The organism is Kribbella sp. VKM Ac-2571 (assembly GCF_004362255.1).
Lineage (GTDB): Bacteria > Actinomycetota > Actinomycetes > Propionibacteriales > Kribbellaceae > Kribbella > Kribbella pratensis.
Map to the genome: position 1 here is coordinate 67,350 of NZ_SNWS01000025.1, position 19,981 is coordinate 87,330.

Genomic DNA, 19,981 nt, shown 5'->3' on the forward strand with positions numbered 1-19,981 from the left:
CACAGATTCAGCCGGGAGTTGTGATGACCGATCGCCAGATGCCCAAATGGTCCGAGTTGAAGCCGCTGCTGCGGCCGAAGCCGATTACGGTGAACCCGACCGAGCGGCGGCTGGGCAAGGCGCTGACGATCGCGGACCTGCGGGCGATCGCGAAGCGCCGGACGCCGCGCTCGGTGTTCGACTACACCGACGGCGCCGCCGAGGCGGAGATCAGCCTGCGCCGCGCCCGCCGGCTGTTCGCCGAGATGGAGCTGCAGCCGTCGATCCTGCGGGACGTGTCGGACATCGACCTCGGTACGTCGATCCTCGGCGGCCGCTCCGAGCTGCCGTTCGCGTTCGCGCCGACCGGCTTCACCCGGATGATGAACCACGAGGGCGAGAGCGCGGTCGTGAAGGTCGCCGAGCAGGTCGGCATCCCGTACGCGTTGTCGACGATGGGCACCACGTCGATCGAGGACGTGGCCGCCGCGGCCCCGACCGCGCGCAAGTGGTTCCAGCTGTACGTCTGGAAGGACCGCACCGCCGGTGAGGACCTGGTGAAGCGGTCGGCCGCCGCCGGGTACGAGGCGCTGATGCTGACCGTCGACGTACCGGTCGCCGGCGCTCGGCTCCGCGACGTACGCAACGGCTTCACGATCCCGCCGTCGCTGACCGCGAAGACCGTCCTGGACGCGTCCCTGCACCCGGCCTGGTGGGCGAACCTGCTCACGACGCGACCGCTGACCTTCGCCTCGCTGTCGACGTGGGACGGCACGGTCGCCGAGCTGCTCGACAAACTGTTCGACCCGACGATGACGATCGACGACCTCAACTGGCTGCGCTCGATCTGGGACGGCCCGTTGATCGTCAAGGGCATCCAGACCGTCGAGGACGCGCGCCGGGTGGTCGACGCGGGCGCCGACGCGGTCGTGCTGTCGAACCACGGCGGACGTCAGCTGGACCGCGCGCCGACACCGCTGCGCATCCTCCCGGAGGTCCGCAAGGCGGTCGGAAGCGACGCGGAGATCTACCTCGACACGGGCATCATATCCGGCGCCGACATCGTCGCTGCGATCGCGCTCGGCGCCGACGCCTGCCTGGTCGGCCGCGCGTACCTGTACGGCCTGATGGCCGGCGGCCAGCGTGGTGTCGCCCGCGCCGCGGACATCCTCACCAAGGAGGTCCGTCGCACGATGGCCCTACTCGGCGTCTCCAGCGTGGCCGAGCTGAACCCGTCCCACGTCCGCCTGCCCTGACCCGAGCAATCTACAGCGGCAGGGTCGCGACGACCCGCAGACCACCGGCCGACGTGCGGTTCGCGGTCAGCGTGCCGCCGAGGGCGGTCGCACGCTCACGCATCCCGGAGATGCCGTTGCCCTCCTTCGGCGCCGCGGTCAGGCAGTCGCCGTTGTCGTCGACCTGGAGCACCAGCGTCTGCTCGCCGTACTGGATCCGGACAGTCGCCGACGTCGCCCGTGCATGCCGTACGACGTTCGTCAGCGACTCCTGGATGATGCGGAACGCGGCCCGGTCGAGCCCGCTCGGCAGTGGCCGCGGCTGGCCGTGAACGATCTTGTGCACCTCGAGCCCCGCCCTTTTGGTGCGGCTGATCAGGTGGTCCAGATGATCGAGACCGGCAACCGGTGTACGGGGCGCTGACTCGTCGGACTGACGCAGTACGCCGACGATCGATCTGAGCTCGACGAGAGCTTCCTTGCTCGCGTCCTTGATCGCGGCGAGCGCCGGGGCGGCCTGCTCGGGCTGCCGATCGACCAGGTGCAGCGCGGTGGACGCCTGCACGTTGATGAGCGAGATGTGGTGGGCCACGACGTCGTGGAGCTCCTGCGCGATCCGCAGGCGTTCTTCACCGGCCCGGCGCAGTTCTTCCTCTTCCCGGGTACGCGCCGCCGCCATGACGCGGTCGCGATGGGCGCGGAACAGTTCCGCGACGAACCCGAGTACGCAGAAGCACGTGCCGACGAGCAGGACCTGGTAGACGCCCTGCTCGTTGATACCGAGGATCATCCGGCCGCCGACATGCCCGACGTACAACGTGACCAGCCCGATCCAGCCCGCCAGCCGGTGACCGAGCCGGATCGTGGTGAACACGGCGATCACGAACGCGAAGATGACCGGGCCCCACGGGTACTCGCGGAGCATGTAGATCAGCGTCGAGATGACAGTTGCCCACAGCACCGGGATCGGCCTGGTGCGCAGCCAGTACAGGGAGAGCGCGCCGATCAGCAGCAGCACCACCATGAACCAGTCGGGCGCGTGGCGGTCGGTCTGACCACGTGACGCGCCGAACGTCCCGACCACCGAGAACACGGCCAGCGCCACCGGAAGCACGACGCGGCGCACGCGGGCCCCGAAGGTCGGGACGTGGACAGGTTCGGTCACACTACGAAACCGTAGAGGGCGGCCGGGGCGATGTCATCGTCGCCACGGAGTACTTGGGCCTGCGCCCGCTGCGGTAGGTCAGTACTTGACCTTGTAGATCTTCTCCTCGTACGCCTGTCCGTAGTACTCCTCGAGCGTCGCGAGCTCCTCGTCGGGGCGCTCCAGCGTCTGCGAGATCCGCGCCCGGGTCGGCACCGCGTCGGGCTCCCAGGTCTCGGGCTTCCACAGCTTCGAGCGCAGGAACGCCTTCGAGCAGTGGTGGAAGATCTCCTCGATCTCGACCAGCAGGGCCAGCTGCGGGCGGTTGCCCTTCACGATCATCTCGTCGAAGAACGGCGCCTCGCTGACGATCCGGGCGCGGCCGTTGATCCGCAGCGTGTCGCCGCGGCCGGGCAGGAAGTAGATCAGCCCGACGTGCGGGTTGGAGAGGATGTTGGTGAACCCGTCGACGCGCCGGTTGCCGGCGCGTTCCGGGATCGCGATGGTGCCGGCGTCGAGGACCTTGGTGAACCCGGCGGGGTCCCCCTTGGGGGAGACGTCGCACGTACCGTCCTCGGCGGAGGTCGCGATGAGGCAGAACGGCGACGCCGCGAGCCACTCGCGATCCAGGTCGTGCAGCTCCTTGCGGGTCTTGCCGGCAGCTGCTGCCAGCGGTTGCGGGACAATCTCCCGCAGCTCGTCCTGCGTAGTGATCTCGACCAGTCCGGGAATCTCCATCAGGCGGCGCTCTCCTCTACCAGCGACGGCGTGGCGTCCTCGTTGACAGCCCTCGTCCGCGCAGCCCACCGTACGGCGGGACCAGTTGCGCAACTGGTCCCCAGGAACAGTGCACCGACCACCAGCCAGCCGATCGGACCCCATCCGAGGATGACCGTGGTGAGCAGTGCCGGACCGAGCATCCGGGCGATCGCGGGTCCGGTTCCGAAGAAGCCCTGGTACTGGCCCTGCTTGTCGGCCGGCGCGAGTTCGAAGCTGATCTCCCAGGCGCCGGACGCCAGCTTCATCTCGCCGAGGGTGAGCAGCGCGGCGGCGACGACGAGAACGCCGGCGGTGGATGCCGGGCCGAGATCCGCGGCGGTGACGGCGAACACCGCGCAGGCGGCCAGCATGGCAACACCGGCGTACCGGACCGAACGGGCGGCACTGCGCAGATCCTTGACCCGCTTGGCGATCCGGACCTGGAAGAACGTGACGCCGAGCGTGTTCACGATCATCAACGAGGCGACGACCCAGCTGGGTGCGTCGGTCCGGGTGACGATCCAGAGCGGACCGACCAGACTGATCAGCGGCATGAAGAGCAGCATCACCGCATTGAGCAGCGCGAGAACGGCGTACGGACGGTCGTGCAGCACCGCCAGCCGCGGTTCGCCCACGATCCGGAGGGTCCTCGCGATCGACGGCACCCGGCGCAGCAATCCGGCCGCGATCAGGAAGCTGAGCGCATCGATCCCGAACACGATCAGGTACGCCGCCTCAGTGTCGAACCGCAGCGCCACACCGCCGAGCAGCGCGCCGAGCGCGAGACCGGCATTCACCGTGGACTGCAGGAACGCACGGATCCGGGTCCGCTCCGCCGGGGCGACCAGGCCGGCCAGCAACGCCTGCCGCGCCGCGGTGAGCCCGGTCTGGCCGCAGGCGTAGACGATGGCGGCGATCAGGAAGCCGGCGAAGCTCCTGACGACCAGGAACGACGCGACAGCTGTCGCGGTTGTCAGCGCCAGCAGGACCGCCGTGCCGCGCGCTCCCCGCCGGTCCGCGAGGTTGCCGAGCGGTACGCCGGCCAGGAATCCCACCAGCCAGGCGATCGTGAGCCCGAGACCGACCTCCGCGGTCGAGAGCCCGACGACGCGGGTGAAGAACAACGCCGAGGTGACGACGAACGCACCGTCGCCGACCGAGTTCGCCAACTGCGCCATCGCGAGGTCCCGCGGCGCTCCGGCCGGGGGAAGCATCTGCCCAAGTCTGCTGCTCATGTCCCTGAGCGTAGGGTTCCAGCGGCCCAGGTGTGAGATCCATTTGGGCTGCGGAATCATGGGCCACTTTCCCCTGTGGACAACGCGGAGCGAGGGCCGGAATCACGGCACCTTTACAGGCATGAGCTTCGAGAACCTCTCCGCGACCTGGGCTGACGAGCCACTCACCGATCCCGATGTCACCGCCGACGCCGTAGACCTGATGGTCAGCCTCGGCGACCGCCGCCGAGGCACCTTCACCATCCTCATCTGCGACCCCGCCGACCACTACCTAGCCACCGTAGCCATCGAACTGCCGGCGACCTTCTCGTCGGATTTCAGCCCCGCTCAACTGTGCGAGACCGCCCTCCACCCGATCACTCCTGCCGTACACACCGCGCCCGGCACAGGTCTCGTCCTCGCCCTTGGCCGTCCAGGCCCCGCTCGGATGACCGACCTGGACACACAATGGGCCCGAGCCGCCGGCACGATCTGCGCGGCAACCGGCGTTCGCCTGCTCGGCTTCTACGTAGCCACCAAAGACGGCGTCTACCAACCGGCCCTCACCGAATCGGCCGCCGCATGAACGCTTTCACCGCACCCCACGAGGGCGGAACTGAATACTGATCCGCGGCCCGACACGGCCCGTCGCCTTCGGAATCGCATGCTCCCAGGTCCGCTGACACGAACCGCCCATGACGATCAGATCCCCATGCCCCAACGGATACCGGACAGTCGACCCGACCAGCCCGCTCGACGCTCCCGGCCGCGGCCGCAGCGCCAGCACCCGAGGCTCACCGACCGAGAGGATCGCCACCATCGTGTCCTCGTGGTTCCCGCGCCCGATCCGGTCCCCGTGCCACGCGACGCTGTCCTTTCCGTCCCGGTAGAAACACAACCCCGCCGTCCGGAACGGCTCACCCAACTCGTCCGCGTAGTGCGCGCTCAAGACATCCCGAGCCTCGTCCAGAATCGGCACCGGCAACTGCGCATTCTCCCCGTAGAAGCACAACAACCGAGGCACATCGACCACCCGGTCGTACATCTGCCGCCGCTCCGCCTGCCAAGGCACGTCCCGAGCCAGCCGCTCGTACACCTGATCCGCTCCCGTCAACCACCCAGGCAGCACATCAACCCAAGCACCGCGCCCCAACTCGGCACGCGTCAAACCGTCCAAGGACCCCAACGCAGGATCCGCAAAAGCATCCAGCAACGACCCCTGAAGCTCACCGCCCATCCCCCCACCATACCCGACACTCGAACAAACGTTCCCCTACCAACCCACACGTAGGCCCACCACCGCCCATCCGCCCCACCCACCGCCCACGACCACCAGCCCACCCCGGCCCCACCCACTTCGCATAGACCGCACGCCCCACGCCACGCACGCCCCGCCCACGCCCACGCACGCTCCGCCCCACACGCACGCTCCGCCCACGCGCACACCGCCCACGCACTGGCCGCTCGCCCGTCATGTCCAGCCCATGGACCGTTATGCCTGAGCCCCACGTCCGCGCAGGGCCTTCGCGCCGACAGCGAACCGATTAGGCCCCGTCCATGCCTCTCGCGTATGCACCGACGCGCCCACGCCAAGCCCACCGTAGGCGCCCGCAAAGGCCCACCGTGTATCCAGCCACGCCCACACGCACCCCATCTACAAGCCTCCGCCCATGCTCCTCGCAGTGCCGCAGGACCTTGGCTGGCTGGATCGAGCTGCTCCATGGCAATATCCAGCCAGCCTGCCGGGGCCCCGACGCTCAGTCCGTCGGCATCTCACGCCCGCCTGCCACCCACAGCCGCAGACCGTTCTTCCCGTCACGGACGATTGAGCAACGTGCCACGGCATACACGTTTTCTGGTACGCCGGTCATGTGACGTTTCCCCTTGTGGATAAGGGAAAACTGGGCCGCCGTCAACTTGCCCGGCCCGCTTCACGCAGCATAGAATCGAACACATGTTCGAGGAAGATCTGGAGTCGCTCCCGACCCGCGACCTGCTAGAGCAGGCCGCCGACTGCCGCGCCATCGCCAGCCGGGCCGACGCGCGGCTGCTGGAATGCGCCCAGACCTACGCCGACCGCTTCCACCCCTCGACCTGCGAGCCCCGCCCCACCCGCCGCGCCTACGACGGCCGCGAACGCGCCGTGATCCTCGGCGGTGACGGCTGCCCAGAAATCGCCGAGTTCGCGATCGCCGAGTTCGCCGTCGTCCTCGGTGTCTCACCCGGGGTCGGCCGCGACCTGCTTGCTGATGCGTTGGCGTTGCGGCACCGGTTCCCGCGCACCTGGACCCGCATCCAGGCCGGCGACGCCACCCCCTGGAAAGCCCGCCAGATCGCCCGGGCCTGCATGAGCCTCGATCACGCCGCCGCGGAATACGTCGACCGCAAGGTCGCCGCGATCATCGACACCATCTCCCCGTACCGGCTGGAAAAGATCGTCCGCGCCGCCCGCAACCACGCCGACCCCGCCCGAGCCGCCGCAGAAGCCACCGACGCCGCCGACGACCGCGGCGTCTACGTCGGCCGCGGTGACGCCCACGGCAACAAAACCCTCTACATCAAAGCCCCCGCCGCAGCCGTCAACCGCTGCAACGCCACCATCACCGACATCGCCCAAGCACTGAAAAAGTTCGGCGACATGCGCCCCGTCCAGCACCGCCGCGCCGACGCCATCGACATCCTCTCCGACCCCGCCTTCACCCAAGAACTCCTCGAACAAGCCCGCCACCAACCCAACCCGCCCCCGCCAGTCCACCCGGCAACCACTGCCGCCTCCCCGCAACCCCGGCCAGCCACCAACCACGAACCCCACAACCCACCCGCACCGAACAACCCACCGGCACCGAACAACCCACCGGCACCGAACAACCCACCGGCACCGAACAACCCACCGGCACGGGACAACCCACCGGCACGGGACAACCCAGCCGCACGGGACAACCCGGCCCCGTCAGGCGACACCGTGCTCTCAGGCGGCACGGGGCTGGCGAACAAGCCGTCGGTGCCGAACGACGTGGTGGTTCCGCACGACGTAGTGGTGCATGACGACGTGGTGATGGCGGACGGCTCGGTGGTGCACGACGCACTGGCGAACCACGACCTGGTGCCGGGTGATGCGGTGCTGCCGGACGACGCGGTCGTGCCGGAGGACGCGGTGACGCAGCATGACCCAGTGGTGCCGGAGGACGCGGTGCCGGGTGATGTGGTGGTGCCCGTTGGTGAGCGCGGCGGGGCCGAGTCGCACGACAGCCGTCTCAACCCGCCGCCGCTCCCCGGCTCCCGCCGCCGACCAAGCCCGCTCCACCCGGCGGACCCGCTCGAGCGGGCGGATTCCCCGGAGTCGCCGGGGTCGCTCGAGCTGGTGGAGCCGGTCGGTCCGCCGGACGATCTGTGGCTGGAAGCTGCCGCGCCCTTCGACCACGATCCACCAACCGACCCGTACGACCGGCGAACACCACCCGGCCCCGCCCACCCACGAACCGAACCCGACCAGGGCTCGGCAATGGACCCTGCCGCGCTACGGGCACTCCGCGCCCAACTCGCCCAAATCAAACAAGACGCCTACACCAACCCGAGCTACCCCGCCAACCCCGACGCCCAAAGCAGTCAGTCCGACCCAGCCGGGCCGCATGACCTGAGCAGTTCAGGGGACCCGGGCAGTTCAGGGGACTCGGGCAGTTCAGGGGACTCGGGCAGTTCAGGCGACTCGGGCAGTTCAGGCGACTCGGGCAACTCAGGCGAGCTCGCCCACCCGGGGACTCCGGCACGACCGGATGACGTGGCCAAGGGACAGGTGCGTCCTGTGCCGGTGCCGGTGCCGGTGCCGGTGCGGGCGGGACGGGCACGCGTGGGGCAGGTGCGTCCGGGGCAGACCGAGGTGATCGTGCACCTGACCGACCACACCCTGGCCACCGGCAGCGGTGTACTGCGGGCCGAAACCATCGGGCCGCTGCTCGCCGCCCAACTCACCGAACTCATCGGCTACGGCCCATACACAGTGAAGCCGGTCATCGACCTGAACGACGCGGTGGGCGTCGACGCCTACGAAATCCCCACCCGCATCCGCGAACGCGTCAAACTCATCCACCCCGTCGAAGTCTTCCCCTACGGCACCCGCGAAACCACCAACACCATCGACCTCGACCACATCGAGCCCTACGACCCCCACGGACCCACCAAACAAACCAGCACCACAAACCTTGCACCGCTCAGCCGCTTCGGCCACCGGGTGAAAACCCACGCCCGCGGCTGGACCGTCCACCGCATCGACCACAAGACACTCGAGTGGACCACACCCCACGGCTTCACCTTCCACGTCAACCCCACCGGCACCCACCGAGTCGACCCATGAGTTCCGGTCGATTCCCCGTTGCACACAACCTGGGTGGGACCTGCCCAGGTAGGGCCGTACGTCATCTCGTCTCGTCGCGCCGGTGTCGCCGGTGCCGGTGCCGGTGCCGGGGTTCGTCGATGCCTCGCGTCTGCGCGCCCCCTTATACGGAAGACGCGAGCGTGACGGCCTGGGCGCGCCGGCCGTCGCCGACTCTGACGCACCGGGCTTACCTCGGGTGGACCTGTGGATCGACAAGACTGCAGTCGTCGACAGCAGCGCACCGGGAGGATGAATGCTGATCCGCAATGTCTCCGTCCTGATCGTGCCCGAACAGGGGGAGTGCCGCGTCGACGAGGCACAGGACATCCATGTGCAGGACGACCGGATCGTCGCGATCACGCCAACCGCCGACGTCCCGGATGCAAGTGAACCGCCGACCGAGGTGGTTGACGGGAGCGGTCTGTTGGCGGTGCCGGGGTTGGTCAACTCACACACGCACAGTCCGATGGTGATGATGCGCGGTGCCGCGGAGGATCTGAGCATCGAGGACTGGTTCAACCGGCGGATCTGGCCGATGGAGGTGAATCTGACGCCGGAGCGGGTGCGGGTCGGCGCGCGGCTGGCCTGCGCGGAGATGTTGCTGGCCGGCGTGACCACGTTCGTGGATCACTACTTCCACGCCGATCAGATCGCCGCCGCCGCGATCGAGTCCGGGATCCGGGCCGACCTCGCGCCGACGTTCTTCTCGTCCGCGGACCAGACGGGTCAGGACGCGATCGACGCGGCGTTCGAGACGACCCGCGATCTGAGCACACGAAATCCACGCATCACCGCGAGCCTCGGACCGCACGCGACGTACACGGTGACCGACGAGGATCTGCGGCGTACGGCGGACCTCGCGCGGAGCGACGCACGCCGGATCCACCTGCATGCCGCCGAGACCGACGACCAGACGCAGGCCTCGCTCGACAAGCACGGTGTGACGCCGATCCAGGTGCTCGAGCGGACGGGTGTCCTCGAGGCAGGAGCCCTCATTGCGCACGGCTGCGGCATCCGGGAGGAGGATCTGCCGATTCTCGAGCGGTACGCCGACCGTACGACGGTGGCGTGCTGCCCGAAGGTGTACCTCAAGCTCGCGATGGGCGAGGTCACCCCGATCAAGCGACTGCGATCAGTCGGAGTCAACGTGGGCGTCGGTACCGACGGAGCCGCCGTACACAACACGCTCGACGTCTGGGAAGCGATCCGCATGGTCGCCCTCACCCAGAAGCAACGCGAACACGACGCCGAATGGATGACGCTGTCCGACACGCTGCGCCTCGCCACCCGAGGCAGCGCCGCAGCCGCGGGACTCGAGAGCCAGATCGGCGTACTCGAGCCAGGCCGCCAAGCAGACATCGCCCTCGTCGACCTGAGCGCACCGCACCACCAACCGGTCCACGATCCACGCGCCGCGCTCGTGTACTCGATGCGAGCCTCCGACGTCGTCACCGTGCTCGTCGCCGGCCAGATCGTGGTGCGCGACCGCCAACTCACGACCATGGACCTCACAGAAGTCCTGGCCGATGCAAAGTCCCTGGCCCACACCCTCGTAGACCTCTCAAAGGGAGGTGCCGTCCAGCACTACGCGCCGTAATCCCGTCGCCGTTCGGTACGCCGGGACGCGCGGAGACCACCGGGTACGCGCTGGGCGTGCTGGCGCGACTGTGCGTTTCGAAGGAGTTCCGGTGTTTCGCGGCGACCGCCGAGCGCCCGATCACGAAGTACCTGCGGGCCGTCGCGACTGATCTCGCCGCGCGGACGCCGGGAGGCGGAGTGGGTGTGGTCGGGATGTGCTTCACCGGTGGCTTCGCGCTCGCCACCGCGGTTGAGGATGTGGTGAAGGCACCGGTGCCGAGCCAGCCGTCGACGCCGTTCGCGGTGAGCGCGAAGCTGCGCCGCGATCCCGGTCTGTCGGCGCGGGAGCTCGAAGCAGTCAAGGAGCGCACCCGGACCCGAGGTTCTCTGCGTTCTCGGGATGCGGTTCAGCAAGGACCGGATGGTGCCGGCAGAGCGATCGTCACGCTCCGTGCACAGCCCGGTGACGCATTCGAGGTAATCGAGCTGGACTCGGCACCGGGCAACCCGGACGGGTATGGGCGCACCGAGCCCGGGACCTGCGCGAGGACCCGCCGAACTCGGCGTACCACGTCCGAACGCGGACCGTGGCCTTCCTCCGGAAGCACCTGACAGCGACGGTGTGACGACGGTCCGTGGGGAAATGTCAAAACCACGTTGGGGAACCCGATCGGTGTGATTTGGTGCCCCCGCTACGGGGAACTGTAGGAATGCCTGGGGGTTGATCGTTGCGGTCCGCAAGTGCGGGGGAGCGGTGGGTGATGCCGTTGTTGTTCCTCTGGTCGTGGGTACCGCGGGCATGGCACGATCGGCCACCAGAGGCACTACAGGGGACGCGCAATGGCGGGTGTCATGCACTGGACGAGTGAGGCTGTATGAACGGGCGGACAGCGCAGGAAAACCGAATCCCGATGAACGGGACCGGACCGGCCAACGAAACCAACGGTCACGCTCCGCAACCAGACACTCACCGTGAACCACAGTCGTCGGAGTGGCAAGCGGGGCAGCAGATCGGCGAAATCCGCCTGGACGAGCCGCAGGACGTCGTATCGCGGTCGGACTGGCTGTCCGAGGTGCGTGACCGGCCGCGGGAGACCAGCGGTACGACGCTGCACCAGTTCAACACGCCCGTCCGGGTCGACGAGATCGCGGTCGCGGCGATGACGCTCGCCGAGGACCTGCACGCCGCGACGCAGAACATGCCCGAGTCCATCGAGCTGCGGCGCTTCCGGCGCGACCTCGACCAGGCCGCGACTACCTTCCGCGACCTGGCGACCAGGCTCGAGGTCACTGCCGGCAAGCTCGTTCGGCTGGCTGCGAACGAGGGACAGACCTGTGGCGTCGGCTGGGGCGTATGTCCTGAGCACGGCCTGACGCTGATGAACGTCGGCGACACCGTGACCTGCCACGTTCTCGGCTGCGGCCGGGAGAACGAGGGTGAGGTGGAACGCTGCGTCCACCCCGTGGGGTACCGCGTCGTCGACGCCGCCGGCCCGTCGCTCCTGACCTGCGCCGGCCACGCGATCGCCTGCCGTCTCTACTTCGACAACCCGGTCATCACCGCCACCGCCGACAGCATGGAGTTGTTCTAGCCCATCGGCGCCGTCGGCCGCACCGGGGTCAACGGCGCCTGTCCCTTGAACAGGCGGCCGCCGTCGTTCGTCAGGCGGAGGTAGTAGTCGGACGAGCACGCCGTACCGTCCTCGTCGAGCGCGCGGAGGCCTGACCCGGTCGGGACCCAGGCGGCCGTCTCGGCGGTCTTGGCGATCTGGTTGCCCTCGTTGAACTCGTCGAACATCGAGATGTACAGCCCCTGCACGCCGACGCGGGTGAGGTTGTAGAACTGGCGCCACATCAGGTCGCCGTGCCGTCGGTGCCCGGACTGCAGGTCGCCGGGGATCACGCACGGCTGGTAGTCGATCCCGTGGGCATTGCAGTCCGCCTGGTCCTGCTGATTCACGTTGTTGTAGTAGTGATCCGCGCCCGCGACGTCGCTGATCCGCCCGACCATCCAGTTCACGACGTCCAGGCACACGTCGGCCGGCCACGCCTTGTTGGCCTCGTAGAACCCGAACCCCCAGATACAGACGACGGGTCGCGTCGTACCTGATGCAGAACTTTCGCCCGTACTGCTCCGCGGCCTGCCGGACCTTCGCGGCCATCGCGTCCCGCGTCGGTCCTTCGCCGCCGGTCGGGTTGAACCGCTGCAGCGCCACGGTGTCGCAACCGTTCTGCTGCATCCACTGGAAGTGCGTGTTCACGGTCTGCTGGTCGTACGACGAGAACAGCCGAGCCACTTGCCCGTTCCCGAGATCCGCGTACGCCGTCTGGTACGGCGGGGAGGAGTGATTGCCGTGAGGGTACAAATGTCTACAAGATCCTGCAATAACTTGACTGTCACGAACACTTGACGGCCTCTCTGCCTGAACTTAGTTTGTTGGTTCAACAGACAAAATCTGGAGAGGGGTGCCCGGATGACGCTGACGGACGGCCGTCGCCCGGGGAGCCGTGGCGTTGCGGCCGATCACGTGTCGCTTCGGCGCAACAACCTCTCGGTCGTCCTGCGGCACGTCCGCGACCTGGGCCCTCGGTCCCGGGCCCGGATCGCGGACGAGACCGGCCTGAACAAGGCGACTGTCAGCAGCCTGGTCGCCGAACTCGTCGAACGCGGTCTGCTCCGCGAAGGCCTCGCCGACTCGAGCCGCACGCTCGGCCGCCCGGGGCAGCTCGTCGAACTCGACGGCACCGGCGTCTGCGGCGTCGGCGCGGAGATCAACGTCGACTACCTCGCGGTCGCGGCCCTCGACCTTGCCGGCGACGTGGTGCTCGAGAAGCGGGTCCCCGTTGACGTCGCACATCTTGAGCCGGGTGCGACGCTCGATCGCCTGGCCGACCTTGTGCGGGAGGCTGTGGCGGCGGTGGAGGCAAGGAATGGCCAGTTGGCGGGTGTCACGCTCGCCGTACCCGGGCTTGTGCAGGTGGAGACGGGCGAGTTGAAGCTGGCGCCCAACCTCGGCTGGGGCGAGCTGTCCGTCGCGCAGGAGATGCGCAGGCGGCTGGGCGAGCCGACGTACCCGCTGCATGTGGACAACGAGGCGAACCTGGCGGCGCTGGCGGCGTACGCCGAACTTCGGCGGACCGACGGCGAATCCATGCATGACCTCGTCCTGCTGACCGGAGCGGTCGGTGTCGGTGGCGGCGTGGTGGCCGGCGGGCATCTGATGCGCGGTGGTCACGGGTACTCCGGCGAGGTCGGGCACATGCCGGTCGCTCCGCCCGGGCGGACCTGCGGCTGCGGGCGGACCGGCTGCTGGGAGACGGTCGTCGGACTGACCGCACTGTTGCACAAGGCAACCGACAGGGACGACCCGGTGCGGGATCCGGCGCTGGACGTGGAGCAGCGGCTGGCCGGCATCACCCGGCGGGCCGAAGCGGGGGACGCGCGGACGCTGTCCGCGTTGAAGGACGTCGGCACTTGGCTGGGGATTGGGGGAGCGATCCTGGTGAACATCCTGAACCCGGACGTGCTCGTGCTGGGCGGCTACTTCGCCGTCCTCGGGCCGTGGCTGAAAGAACCACTGGAGAAGGCGATCCAGGAGCGGGTCATCGCACCGAACGGCGGCGGCTGCCGGGTCGTCCGGTCGGAGCTCGGCTTCGCGGCGGCCGTCCGCGGTGGCGCGCAGATCTCGCTCGACCAGGTCTTCGTCGACCCGACGCGGATCGGGGCGGCGACATGAGAGATCTGCTGAACATGATGGGCATCGTCAAGGAGTTCCCCGGCGTCCGGGCGCTCGACGGTGTGGATCTCGACGTCCGGGCCGGTGAGGTGCACTGCCTGCTCGGGCAGAACGGTGCGGGCAAGTCCACGTTGATCCGGGTGCTGACCGGCGCCCACCAGCCGGACGCGGGCATGATCCGGATCAACGACGAGCCGGTGCAGCTGAACAGCCCGACCGCGGCGATCCAGCGCGGTATCGCGGCGATCTACCAGGAGCTCGACCTGGTGCCGGACCTGACCGTTGCCGACAACATCTTTCTCGGCCACGAACCGTCCCGCTACGGCTTCAGCCGGACCCACGAGGCGAACACGAAGGCGCGCGCGATCCTGCAGGGCCTCGGACACTCCGAGATCCCCGTGCACCGGACCGTCGGCTCGCTGCCGGCCGCCGGTCAGCAGGTGGTCAGCATGGCCCGTGCGCTGTCCCGCGAGGCTCGTCTGATCGTGATGGACGAGCCGTCAGCGGTGCTCGATCCGGAGGAGGTGGCGAACCTGTTCCGGGTCATCCGCAGCTTGACCGACAGCGGTGTCGCGGTCGTCTACATCTCGCACCGGCTCGAGGAGATCCGCGAGATCGGCGACCGGGTCACGGTGCTCAAGGACGGCGCGACCGTGGCGACCGGCCTCGACGCCCGCGAGACGCCGACCAGGGAACTCATCCAGTTGATGACCGGGCGCTCGATCGAGTACGTGTTCCCGCCCCGCAACGAGGTCGCGGACACCGCCCCCGTCGTCCTCGAGGTCGCCGATCTGAGCCGGCCCGGTGAGTTCGCCGGGATCGGGTTCGACGTTCGCGCCGGCGAGATCCTGGGCCTGGCCGGGCTGGTCGGCTCCGGGCGTTCCGAAGTACTGGAAACCGTGTACGGCGCGCGACGCGCGGCGACCGGATTCGTCCGGGTCGAGGGTGCCGTACTGCGGCCCGGCCGGGTGCAGGATGCGGTCAAGGCCGGTGTCGGACTCGCACCGGAGGAACGGAAGAGCCAGGCGCTGCTGCTCGACGAGGCGGTGTTCAAGAACATCACCGTGTCGACGCTGGGTCGGTTCGCGAGCATCGGATTCCTGAACAACCGGGCCGAGCGGGAAGCGGCCGCGAAGCTGGCCCTGGCGCTGGATGTGCGGCCGCCGGGCGTGGATCACCCGGTGCGCAACCTGTCGGGTGGCAATCAGCAGAAGGTGGTGCTCGCGCGCTGGTTGCTCCGGGACTGCCGGGTGCTGCTGCTCGACGAGCCGACGAGAGGTGTCGACGTAGGGGCGCGTTCGGAGATCTACGCGCTCATCAGGGAGCTGGCGTCCAACGGGGTCGCGATCGTGCTGGTCTCCAGCGAAGTTCCGGAAGTGCTCGGTCTGTCCGACCGGGTCGTCGTACTGCGGGAGGGGCGTGCCGTCCACGTGGGGCCCGCGCAAGAGATCGACGAGCACCAGGTCCTCGACCTGGTCATGGAGGGCTCGGCCTGATGAAAGGGAGGGCGAGGTGATGAGTGAGGCCAACACAAGGGAAGGTGGCACGACGGAAGAGGGTGGCACGACACCGTCGAAACAGGACACGGTCACCCAGCCCGCAACGCCACGGTCGTCGAGGGACCTGCTGAGGTCGGGCTTCGGCCGCAACCTCGGGCTCGTCGTCGCGCTGGTTCTGCTGTGCGTCGTCGGCGTCGCGACCGCGGGCGACACGTTCGCGACCGGTGCGAACGTGCTGACCATCCTGCGGCTGGCCGCGGTCATCGGGGTGGTCAGTGTCGGGATGACGTTCGTCATCACCGGCGGCGGGATCGACCTGAGCGTCGGCGCGATGGTCGCGCTGGCGTCGGTCTGGGCGACCACGCTGGCGACCCAGCAGCTGGCCGCCGACTACCACTGGATCTTCATGGTCACCACAGCGCTCGTGGTCGGCGCCGCCTGCGGCCTGGTCAACGGCCTGCTGGTTGCCTACGGCAAGATCGTGCCGTTCGTCGCGACGCTGGCGATGCTGGCGTCGGCGCGCGGCCTGGCCGAGATCATCTCCGACCGGAAGACCCAGATCATCACGGTCAACTCGTTCACCGACTTCTTCGGCGGCTCGCTGATCGGCGTGCCGGTGCTGATCTGGATCTTCCTGCTGGTCGCCGCGGCCGGCTGGGTGCTGCTGAACCGGACCACCTTCGGACGCCGGACCTTCGCCGTCGGCGGGAACGCCGAAGCCGCCCGCCTGGCAGGTATCAAGGTCCAGCGGCACACCGTCGCGCTGTACGTCCTGGCCGGGCTGTGCTGCGGGATCGCCGCGGTGATGCTGATGGCGCGGACGACAACGGGGAGCTCTACCCACGGTCAGTTGTACGAACTCGATGCGATCGCGGCGGTGGTGATCGGCGGCACGCTGCTGTCCGGTGGCCGCGGCACGATCGGCGGCACCGTGTTCGGCGTACTGATCTTCACGACGTTGAACAACGTCTTCACCCTCAACAACCTGAGCATCTCCGCCCAGTCGGTGGCGAAGGGCGCGATCATCGTGATCGCCGTCCTCCTCCAGCAACGGCTGGCGCGTCGTTCCACCGGATCGTAGAAGGAGGACAACGATGTCCCGAAGTTCCGCCCGTACCCTGGTGATCGCAGGGCTGAGTGTGTTCGCGCTGGCTGCCTGCACCAGCAACACCCCGAAGGCCGAGGAGAAGGCCGGCAATCCACCGGCGAACCAGGCCGCCGTGAAGAACGACGAGCCCGGCAAGAAGGTCAAGATCGGGTTCTCCGCGCCGGCCGCCGACCACGGCTGGATGGGCGCGATCACCAAGGCCACCCAGGCCGAGGCGAAGAAGTACTCCGACGTCGAGCTGGTCGTCGCCGAAGGCACCAACGACGTGAACCAGCAGATCAGCCAGGTCGAGACCTTCATCAACCAGAAGGTCGACGCCATCGTCCTGCTGCCCTACGACGGGGCCGCGCTCACCCCGGTCGCGACGAAGGCGATGCAGGCCGGTATCACGGTCGTGAACGTCGACCGCGAGTTCGACAGCCCGTTCGCCGCCCGTACGACGGTGCTCGGCGACAACCACGGGATGGGCGTGTCGGCCGGCACGTACATCTGCCAGCAGCTGAAGGGCAAGAAGGACGCGGTGGTCGCGGAGATCGCCGGGATCGACTCGCTGCCGTTGACTCAGGACCGCAGCAAGGGCTTCAAGGAGGCGCTGGCCGACTGCGGCCTGAAGGTCAGCAACCGGGTGGCGGCCAAGTTCACGGTCGAGTCCGGCGAGGAGGCCGCGACCAACCTGTTGCAGGCGGCCCCGAAGATCGACGCGATCTGGAACCACGACGACGACCAGGGCGTCGGCGTGATGGCCGCGATCAAGAACTCCGGCCGTAAGGAGTTCTTCGTGGTCGGCGGGGCCGGCTCGGCGAACGTGATGCGGGACATCAAGTCCGGCAACTCGTTGCTCAAGGCCACCGTCATCTACCCGTCCACGCAGGGTGCCGACGGCGTCCGGCTGGCCCGGCTGCTGGTGCAGAAGAAGGCCCTCGGCGACCTGGTGGAGGTCGAGGTGCCGCGCACGGTGCAGCTTTATGCACCGGTGGTGACGAAGGACAACGTAGACCAGTACTTGCCCACCGCATTCGAGAGCTAGGAGAGTCATGGAGAACCTGGGCATCGGCCTGATCGGCTACGCGTTCATGGGGGCGGCGCATTCACAGGCCTGGCGGAGCGCGCCGCGCTTCTTCGACCTGCCGCTGGACCCGGCCATGAACGTGCTCTGCGGCCGCAACGCCGAGGCTGTTCGGGCGGCCGCGACGAAACTCGGCTGGAAGGAGACCGAGACCGACTGGCGCAAGCTGCTCGGTCGCGACGACATCCAGCTGGTCGACGTGTGCACGCCGGGCGACAGTCACGCCGAGATCGCGATCGCAGCCCTGGAGGCCGGCAAACACGTGCTGTGCGAGAAGCCGCTGGCCAACACCGTCGAGGAGGCCGAGGCGATGACCGCGGCCGCCGAGGCGGCCAAGGCCAAGGGGATCAGGTCGATGGTCGGGTTCACCTACCGCCGGGTGCCGGCCATCGGGCTGGCCCGCCAGCTCGTTGCCGAAGGCAAGCTCGGCACGATCCGGCACGTCCGGGCGCAGTACCTGCAGGACTGGATCGCCGATCCGGAGGCGCCGCTGTCGTGGCGGCTGGACAAGGAGAAGGCCGGCTCGGGTGCGCTCGGTGACATCGGCGCGCACATCGTCGACATGACGCAGTACATCACCGGTGACACGATCGGCGAGGTCAGCGCGCGGCTCGAGACGTTCGTGAAGGAGCGCCCGGTCGCCGCGGAGCACTCGGGCCTGGCCGGTACGGCGGGCACCGAACGCGGACCCGTCACAGTCGACGACGCGGCCGTGTTCCTGGCCACCTTCCGCTCCGGCGCGCTCGGCGTCTTCGAGGCGACCCGCTTCGCCACCGGCCGGAAGAACGCGATCCGGATCGAGATCAACGGAAGCCTCGGCAGTCTGGCGTTCGACTTCGAGGACATGAACCTCCTGCACTTCTACGACGCTACCGAAGACTCGAGGACGGCAGGTTTCCGCCGCATCCTCGCCACCGAACCCGACCACCCGTACGTCGCGGCGTGGTGGCCACCCGGCCACCTGCTCGGCTACGAGCACGGGTTCACCCATCAGGTCGTCGACCTGGTCACCGCGATCGCCGAAGGCGCCGATCCAGCACCGTCGTTCGCCGACGGGCTGCAGGTCCAGCGGGTGCTGGCTGCGGTCGAAACCAGTTCGACGTCACGACAATGGCAGGAGATTCCAGAATGAACGACTACACCCCGACCAAGGACGACAAGTTCTCCTTCGGCCTGTGGACCGTCGGCTGGGAAGGCGTCGACGTCTTCGGTACGGCGGTCCGCCCGAAGATGGACCCGGTGCACGCGGTCGAGAAGCTCGCCGAACTGGGCGCCGCGGCGGTCACGTTCCACGACGACGACGTCGTACCCGACGACTCCACCCGCGGACAGGTGCTGGAGCGGTTCTCCAAGGCGCTGGCCGAGAACGGCATGGCCGTCGAGATGATGACCACGAACCTGTTCGCCCACCCGGTGTTCAAGGACGGCGGCCTGACCGCCAACGATCGCCAGGTGCGGCGGTACGCGCTGGCGAAGGTGCTCCGCAACGTCGACCTGGCGGCCGAGCTGGGCGCCACGACGTACGTGCTGTGGGGCGGCCGTGAAGGCGCCGAGTCCGGCGGCTCGAAGGACGTGCGGGCCGCGCTCGACCGCTACAAGGAGTCGATGGACCTGCTGTGCGCGTACGTGCGCGAGCAGGGCTACAACATCCGGTTCGCGATCGAGCCCAAGCCCAACGAGCCGCGCGGTGACATCCTGCTGCCGTCGATCGGGCACGCGATTGCCTTCATCAACGATCTCGCCGACCCCGAGCTGGTCGGGATCAACCCCGAGGTCGGGCACGAGCAGATGGCGTCGCTGAACTACGCGCACGGGATCGCGCAGGCCTTGTGGCACGGGAAGCTGTACCACATCGACCTCAATGGGCAGCACGGTCCGCGGTTCGACCAGGACCTGCGGTTCGGCGCCGGGAACCTGCGCGAGGCGTTCTGGACCGTCGACGTGCTGCAGGGCTCCGGGAGCTACCCGGCGTACGACGGGCATATCCACTTCGACTACAAGCCGCCGCGGACCGAGGACGAGGAAGGCGTCTGGGAGACCGCGCGTGGCTGCATGCGGAACTACCTGATCCTGCGCGACAAGGTGCAGGCGTTCCGCGCCGACCCCGAGGTCGCGGAGGCACTCGCCGCCGCACGTGTCGCGGAGCTTTCCGAGCCCACGTTGGGCCAAGGAGAGTCGCTGGACGACCTCCGCAACGCGACGTACGACCGGGACGCGCTGGCCGAGCGCGGTCTCGGGTTCGAAAGGCTGGACCAGTTGGCGATGGAGCACCTGCTCGGTGTCCGGTAGG

Annotated in this window: 18 protein-coding genes; 13 read left to right on the plus strand and 5 right to left on the minus strand. The window is 68.5% G+C overall.

Annotated features, from left to right (window positions below; genetic code table 11):
- The first annotated feature begins 23 nt into the window (after positions 1–23).
- On the plus strand, positions 24–1,235 hold the full coding sequence (locus tag EV651_RS38175) for an alpha-hydroxy acid oxidase (protein WP_133790545.1): 1,212 nt from the start codon (positions 24–26) through the stop codon (positions 1,233–1,235).
- A gap of 10 nt (positions 1,236–1,245) precedes the next feature.
- On the opposite strand, the gene EV651_RS38180 is transcribed toward EV651_RS38175, so the two are convergent.
- The 3 genes from EV651_RS38180 to EV651_RS38190 all read right to left on the minus strand — a co-directional run bounded on the left by EV651_RS38180 (position 1,246) and on the right by EV651_RS38190 (position 4,352).
- Entirely contained in the window at positions 1,246–2,379 is a 1,134-nt protein-coding gene (locus EV651_RS38180; RefSeq protein ID WP_238157466.1) for a sensor histidine kinase, read from the minus strand.
- Positions 2,380–2,457: 78 nt separating this feature from the next.
- Positions 2,458–3,096, minus strand: a complete 639-nt coding sequence (locus EV651_RS38185; protein WP_133790547.1) for a pyridoxamine 5'-phosphate oxidase family protein — start codon at positions 3,094–3,096, stop codon at positions 2,458–2,460.
- On the minus strand, positions 3,096–4,352 hold the full coding sequence (locus EV651_RS38190) for an MFS transporter (RefSeq protein WP_133790549.1): 1,257 nt from the start codon (positions 4,350–4,352) through the stop codon (positions 3,096–3,098). Before EV651_RS38190 ends, EV651_RS38185 begins: the two co-directional genes overlap by 1 nt.
- Before the next feature lie 121 nt (positions 4,353–4,473).
- Here EV651_RS38190 and EV651_RS38195 point away from each other — a divergent pair, with 121 nt between their 5' ends.
- Positions 4,474–4,917, plus strand: a complete 444-nt coding sequence (locus tag EV651_RS38195; RefSeq protein ID WP_133790551.1) for a hypothetical protein — start codon at positions 4,474–4,476, stop codon at positions 4,915–4,917.
- A gap of 6 nt (positions 4,918–4,923) precedes the next feature.
- On the opposite strand, the gene EV651_RS38200 is transcribed toward EV651_RS38195, so the two are convergent.
- Positions 4,924–5,568 carry an alpha-ketoglutarate-dependent dioxygenase AlkB gene (locus tag EV651_RS38200; RefSeq protein ID WP_133790553.1) on the minus strand — a complete coding sequence of 215 codons (645 nt, stop codon included), beginning with the start codon at positions 5,566–5,568 and terminating at the stop codon, positions 4,924–4,926.
- A 717-nt stretch (positions 5,569–6,285) separates the two neighbouring features.
- Here EV651_RS38200 and EV651_RS38205 point away from each other — a divergent pair.
- The 4 genes from EV651_RS38205 to EV651_RS38220 all read left to right on the plus strand — a co-directional run bounded on the left by EV651_RS38205 (position 6,286) and on the right by EV651_RS38220 (position 11,873).
- Positions 6,286–8,682, plus strand: coding sequence for a DUF222 domain-containing protein (locus EV651_RS38205; RefSeq protein WP_133790555.1), 2,397 nt, complete (start codon positions 6,286–6,288; stop codon positions 8,680–8,682).
- 274 nt (positions 8,683–8,956) lie between these two features.
- Positions 8,957–10,300, plus strand: a complete 1,344-nt coding sequence (locus EV651_RS38210) for an amidohydrolase (protein ID WP_133790557.1) — start codon at positions 8,957–8,959, stop codon at positions 10,298–10,300.
- Positions 10,301–10,356: 56 nt separating this feature from the next.
- The gene (locus tag EV651_RS38215; RefSeq protein WP_133790559.1) at positions 10,357–10,893 is read left to right on the plus strand and encodes a hypothetical protein; all 537 of its coding nucleotides are present in this window, start codon (positions 10,357–10,359) and stop codon (positions 10,891–10,893) included.
- Between the two features lie 263 nt (positions 10,894–11,156).
- Positions 11,157–11,873 carry a hypothetical protein gene (locus EV651_RS38220; RefSeq protein WP_133790561.1) on the plus strand — a complete coding sequence of 239 codons (717 nt, stop codon included), beginning with the start codon at positions 11,157–11,159 and terminating at the stop codon, positions 11,871–11,873.
- On the opposite strand, the gene EV651_RS42095 is transcribed toward EV651_RS38220, so the two are convergent.
- The gene (locus EV651_RS42095; protein WP_202870709.1) at positions 11,870–12,301 is read right to left on the minus strand and encodes a hypothetical protein; all 432 of its coding nucleotides are present in this window, start codon (positions 12,299–12,301) and stop codon (positions 11,870–11,872) included. The genes EV651_RS38220 and EV651_RS42095 overlap by 4 nt on opposite strands.
- An 89-nt stretch (positions 12,302–12,390) precedes the next feature.
- On the opposite strand from EV651_RS42095, the gene EV651_RS42100 reads away from it, so the two are divergent.
- The 7 genes from EV651_RS42100 to xylA all read left to right on the plus strand — a co-directional run bounded on the left by EV651_RS42100 (position 12,391) and on the right by xylA (position 19,980).
- Positions 12,391–12,630, plus strand: coding sequence for a hypothetical protein (locus tag EV651_RS42100; RefSeq protein ID WP_202870710.1), 240 nt, complete (start codon positions 12,391–12,393; stop codon positions 12,628–12,630).
- A 125-nt stretch (positions 12,631–12,755) separates the two neighbouring features.
- Entirely contained in the window at positions 12,756–14,018 is a 1,263-nt protein-coding gene (locus tag EV651_RS38230) for an ROK family transcriptional regulator (protein ID WP_133790563.1), read from the plus strand.
- Positions 14,015–15,514, plus strand: coding sequence for a sugar ABC transporter ATP-binding protein (locus tag EV651_RS38235; RefSeq protein ID WP_133790565.1), 1,500 nt, complete (start codon positions 14,015–14,017; stop codon positions 15,512–15,514). The genes EV651_RS38230 and EV651_RS38235 overlap by 4 nt, the downstream gene beginning before the upstream one ends.
- Before the next feature lie 19 nt (positions 15,515–15,533).
- A complete protein-coding gene (locus tag EV651_RS38240) occupies positions 15,534–16,598 on the plus strand; it encodes an ABC transporter permease (protein ID WP_133790567.1) in 1,065 nt (354 codons plus the stop codon).
- Positions 16,599–16,611: 13 nt separating this feature from the next.
- Positions 16,612–17,652, plus strand: a complete 1,041-nt coding sequence (locus tag EV651_RS38245; protein ID WP_133790569.1) for a substrate-binding domain-containing protein — start codon at positions 16,612–16,614, stop codon at positions 17,650–17,652.
- 7 nt (positions 17,653–17,659) lie between these two features.
- A complete protein-coding gene (locus tag EV651_RS38250) occupies positions 17,660–18,823 on the plus strand; it encodes a Gfo/Idh/MocA family protein (protein ID WP_133790571.1) in 1,164 nt (387 codons plus the stop codon).
- Complete coding sequence (xylA, locus tag EV651_RS38255; protein ID WP_133790573.1) at positions 18,820–19,980, plus strand: xylose isomerase; 1,161 nt, start codon at positions 18,820–18,822, stop codon at positions 19,978–19,980. The genes EV651_RS38250 and xylA overlap by 4 nt, the downstream gene beginning before the upstream one ends.
- Position 19,981: the final 1 nt, after the last annotated feature.

Excerpts from the sequence above, each read along its gene's own strand:
- EV651_RS38175 (WP_133790545.1), top strand. The coding sequence starts at position 24 with ATGACCGATCGCCAGATGCCCAAATGGTCCGAGTTGAAGCCGCTGCTG.
- EV651_RS38185 (WP_133790547.1), bottom strand. The coding sequence starts at position 3,096 with ATGGAGATTCCCGGACTGGTCGAGATCACTACGCAGGACGAGCTGCGG.
- EV651_RS38190 (WP_133790549.1), bottom strand. The coding sequence starts at position 4,352 with ATGAGCAGCAGACTTGGGCAGATGCTTCCCCCGGCCGGAGCGCCGCGG.
- EV651_RS38195 (WP_133790551.1), top strand. The coding sequence starts at position 4,474 with ATGAGCTTCGAGAACCTCTCCGCGACCTGGGCTGACGAGCCACTCACC.
- EV651_RS38200 (WP_133790553.1), bottom strand. The coding sequence starts at position 5,568 with ATGGGCGGTGAGCTTCAGGGGTCGTTGCTGGATGCTTTTGCGGATCCT.
- EV651_RS38205 (WP_133790555.1), top strand. The coding sequence starts at position 6,286 with ATGTTCGAGGAAGATCTGGAGTCGCTCCCGACCCGCGACCTGCTAGAG.
- EV651_RS38210 (WP_133790557.1), top strand. The coding sequence starts at position 8,957 with ATGCTGATCCGCAATGTCTCCGTCCTGATCGTGCCCGAACAGGGGGAG.
- EV651_RS38220 (WP_133790561.1), top strand. The coding sequence starts at position 11,157 with ATGAACGGGCGGACAGCGCAGGAAAACCGAATCCCGATGAACGGGACC.
- EV651_RS42100 (WP_202870710.1), top strand. The coding sequence starts at position 12,391 with ATGCAGAACTTTCGCCCGTACTGCTCCGCGGCCTGCCGGACCTTCGCG.
- EV651_RS38230 (WP_133790563.1), top strand. The coding sequence starts at position 12,756 with ATGACGCTGACGGACGGCCGTCGCCCGGGGAGCCGTGGCGTTGCGGCC.
- EV651_RS38235 (WP_133790565.1), top strand. The coding sequence starts at position 14,015 with ATGAGAGATCTGCTGAACATGATGGGCATCGTCAAGGAGTTCCCCGGC.
- EV651_RS38240 (WP_133790567.1), top strand. The coding sequence starts at position 15,534 with ATGAGTGAGGCCAACACAAGGGAAGGTGGCACGACGGAAGAGGGTGGC.
- EV651_RS38245 (WP_133790569.1), top strand. The coding sequence starts at position 16,612 with ATGTCCCGAAGTTCCGCCCGTACCCTGGTGATCGCAGGGCTGAGTGTG.
- EV651_RS38250 (WP_133790571.1), top strand. The coding sequence starts at position 17,660 with ATGGAGAACCTGGGCATCGGCCTGATCGGCTACGCGTTCATGGGGGCG.
- xylA (WP_133790573.1), top strand. The coding sequence starts at position 18,820 with ATGAACGACTACACCCCGACCAAGGACGACAAGTTCTCCTTCGGCCTG.